This is a genomic window from Thiorhodococcus minor (genome assembly GCF_010820565.1).
GTDB classification, from domain to species: Bacteria; Pseudomonadota; Gammaproteobacteria; order Chromatiales; family Chromatiaceae; genus Thiorhodococcus; species Thiorhodococcus minor.
In genome coordinates, this window is sequence record NZ_JAAIJQ010000203.1 from 1 (window position 1) to 2,710 (window position 2,710).

The 2,710-nt window shown below is 56.3% G+C and carries 1 protein-coding gene; it reads left to right on the plus strand.

The window, feature by feature from the left end; translation table 11 throughout:
• Positions 1 to 314: 314 nt before the first annotated feature.
• Positions 315 to 2,003 (plus strand): hypothetical protein, encoded by a 1,689-nt coding sequence (locus G3446_RS26255; RefSeq protein WP_164456609.1) that lies wholly within the window; start codon positions 315 to 317, stop codon positions 2,001 to 2,003.
• Positions 2,004 to 2,710 lie beyond the last annotated feature (707 nt).

Genomic DNA, 2,710 nt, shown 5'->3' on the forward strand with positions numbered 1-2,710 from the left:
TCTTCAGTGTTGAGACTGATAGCGTTGCAACGCTTCATCGGCATGCTCCTACAAGGTTCCTGTGAAGACGCATTATTGTAACATAATCATAGCTTTAGGCGCTAAGTCCATGGCATTGCCAGAGATCCCCCCTGCTAAAGAACATGGCGGATCGGTGCTGTAATGCTCACAGCGCGTAACGCGCTTCCGTCTTCCCAAGCCGAATACAAGGGTGCAAATAAAAAGCCTGTCGCTGCTGGAAAGAGCATCTCCCCTGGTACTCCCATGCGCTGAAACGCACGGCAGTCCCTTCTATTGAACGACCCGGACGACCGATGAAAGCATCAAGATTCTATCAAGCCTTGCTTCTAGCTTCCGTTTCTCTTCAGTCCTTCGCGGCGGCAGCTGGGATTTACGAGTTTTCTTGTGGCACGCCGGCCGACGCCTATGGACGCGCCATCCCTACACCGACTGGAAACATCGGTTTCACGGCCGTGCCCGGCGGAATGTGCGGCGGTGATGCGGAGTTTACTTGGGACTATGCCGGGACGCTCCTGGATGGTAACGATCGATGTTCATTTATGGCGAACATTGTTCAAAGCGGGCGACTTGCCGAGGAGTGCGTCGATGGCATCTGCGGCTCCTACAGCTTCGGATTTCACGGACTGCATTTTGCGTTCAAACGTGCCGGCAGCACCTATTTTCTCAATAGCCTTTACGGCGGCGATAGCGCTGAGGCAATTTCAGCCGTGCTGCGGAACAGTGTCGATTGGATGTTCTCCACGTCGTCTCTGGACGGGCTCGAGATCGATGCAAGCCTGATCGCATCGGACGACGGCAGCCATCGCTGGATTGTTCAGTCAAACGGTGCAAGCCCAGTAGCACCGCTTTACCTTGGACTTCCTGGGCAGCCCGGGCACAAGCTCCGTATGCAGGGAGAGGGTGCGGCGTTTCTATGGCGGATCGATCCCGACGGAACAAAGCAGCTCGCAAAGTATCATTACGCGCTTGATATCGACTTCGTAGACGAGCGCGGCGTCGTGGCGCAAGGGTACGGAGGCGGATATGTCGGCCCGGCCCTTGTCGCAGATGGCGAAGCAATACCCGTTGAGGAAATCAACGCGAAAACCAGGATTTCTGAGTATGAGATCGCACAGCCTCGGCTTAAGGTATTGTCCTGGCAGATCACGATCTCCGCGGATGGCGAACCTGCTGACGGCTTCGAAGCGATCTATTCGCTACAAGGGAACGAAGGGATGCTCTGGAACGATCTTGGACCTGTCAAGGAGTCTAAGTCTACGCCCGCCGCAAGTACGACAGCTATCGACTCAAGCGCCTCAAAGGCATTGTCGGGATCCAGCGCACGCGGCGTTTCACGATTGGCGATCCCAATGGTGACGAAAACGGCAACAGACACCAAATCGCTCTATCACGGTAACTGGATCCCAATCCAGTTTTCCCAAGGGCCGTACGAAGGCGCCTCGATGGTGTTCAATGTGTATTGGGATAAATATGTACCGCGGCCGAGCGATCAAACGACCGACAGCTACAGCTGGTCAAAGGCCGGCTGGGGGAGCCTTTATACGGGTATCTTGCCAGACAATGTGACCTCCGCGTATTCGCTGACCGAACTCATGGTACCCGGATTACCGGTGATCGCCGAAGAGGACCCGCGTGAAAGCGGCTGGGTGAATCCCTTCGAGGTACGGTTTATCGATTTTGTTGAGGAGAAGTACAGACCGGCCTATCCATGGGTCACAAAGATCGAGATCACGGTAAGAGCGCACTCCCGGCTGCGCACAGCGTTGGCGTCATACGCAAACCTGAAGTCCGGGCGATGGGATCAGCCCACGGACTTTGCGGACACCGACTTAATCCTATCCGTCATCAGCCTTTATCCTGATATTGAGAACACGATGTTCGCGTCGGAAGTTGCGCAGTACTACGAAAGCGCGGCAGTGGTTCTAATAGACAACATCGAAGTCGGATATGCCTGGATCGAGCACATGGGACAACCGAACTAAACCAATGGCGGGCGACGTCGCCTTGGTTATCGACGGCCCCAAGAACGAGCATTTCGATAAACGATTGTTGGCAGTGAAGACGTTGGAGGAGCGGCGGGGAGACGCGCCCTTCGGGAGCGGGAACTGATCGAGTGCAGCCGTTGCTGAGGGAGGGCATCAGTGACGCTGAGCTTAGCGCACACCTGCAGCAGGTCATCGCGTTGAAGCCAGAGCGTCATCAGTTCAACGAGTCGCCGCGGAATATCGACCGCTTCATGTCCGTGAGCGGTAGTTAGGCACGGAGAAATTCGGTCATCACAATCGAGCGGCGCGAAACGCATTTCGTTGGGCGGATCCGCAGCGAAAGCCTGCGCTCGCCTATCGAGCAAGACACGCATCCAAGCACTGCGGATATCCTCCAGTGAAGGCGCCTTGCGGGAGAGCGGCAGCTTATGCTCTTTTAGCTGACATCATCGTCGTAGAACTACCGCGATAGCACCAAAGCGGGTGAGTCGGGGGCGTTTCATTGGCGGGAGTGACCGGTTTTGAGTGCGGTCAGCGAATTTGATGGTTACACGATCGGGCTAGCTGATGGAAGTCAGCGCTGAGGGAAGCGCTGAGGGAAGCGGGGTCATGAGGGAAGCGGGGTCAGTGCGGCCTGGCAAGGCCGCGTGTTCTAGCGGGTGTGACTCCCGCCTGGGTAATCGTGCGCCGCGAGCCCAGTATCG

What these genes read in the sequence shown, in the direction of transcription:
- G3446_RS26255 (WP_164456609.1), top strand. Translation starts at nt 315, where the DNA reads ATGAAAGCATCAAGATTCTATCAAGCCTTGCTTCTAGCTTCCGTTTCT.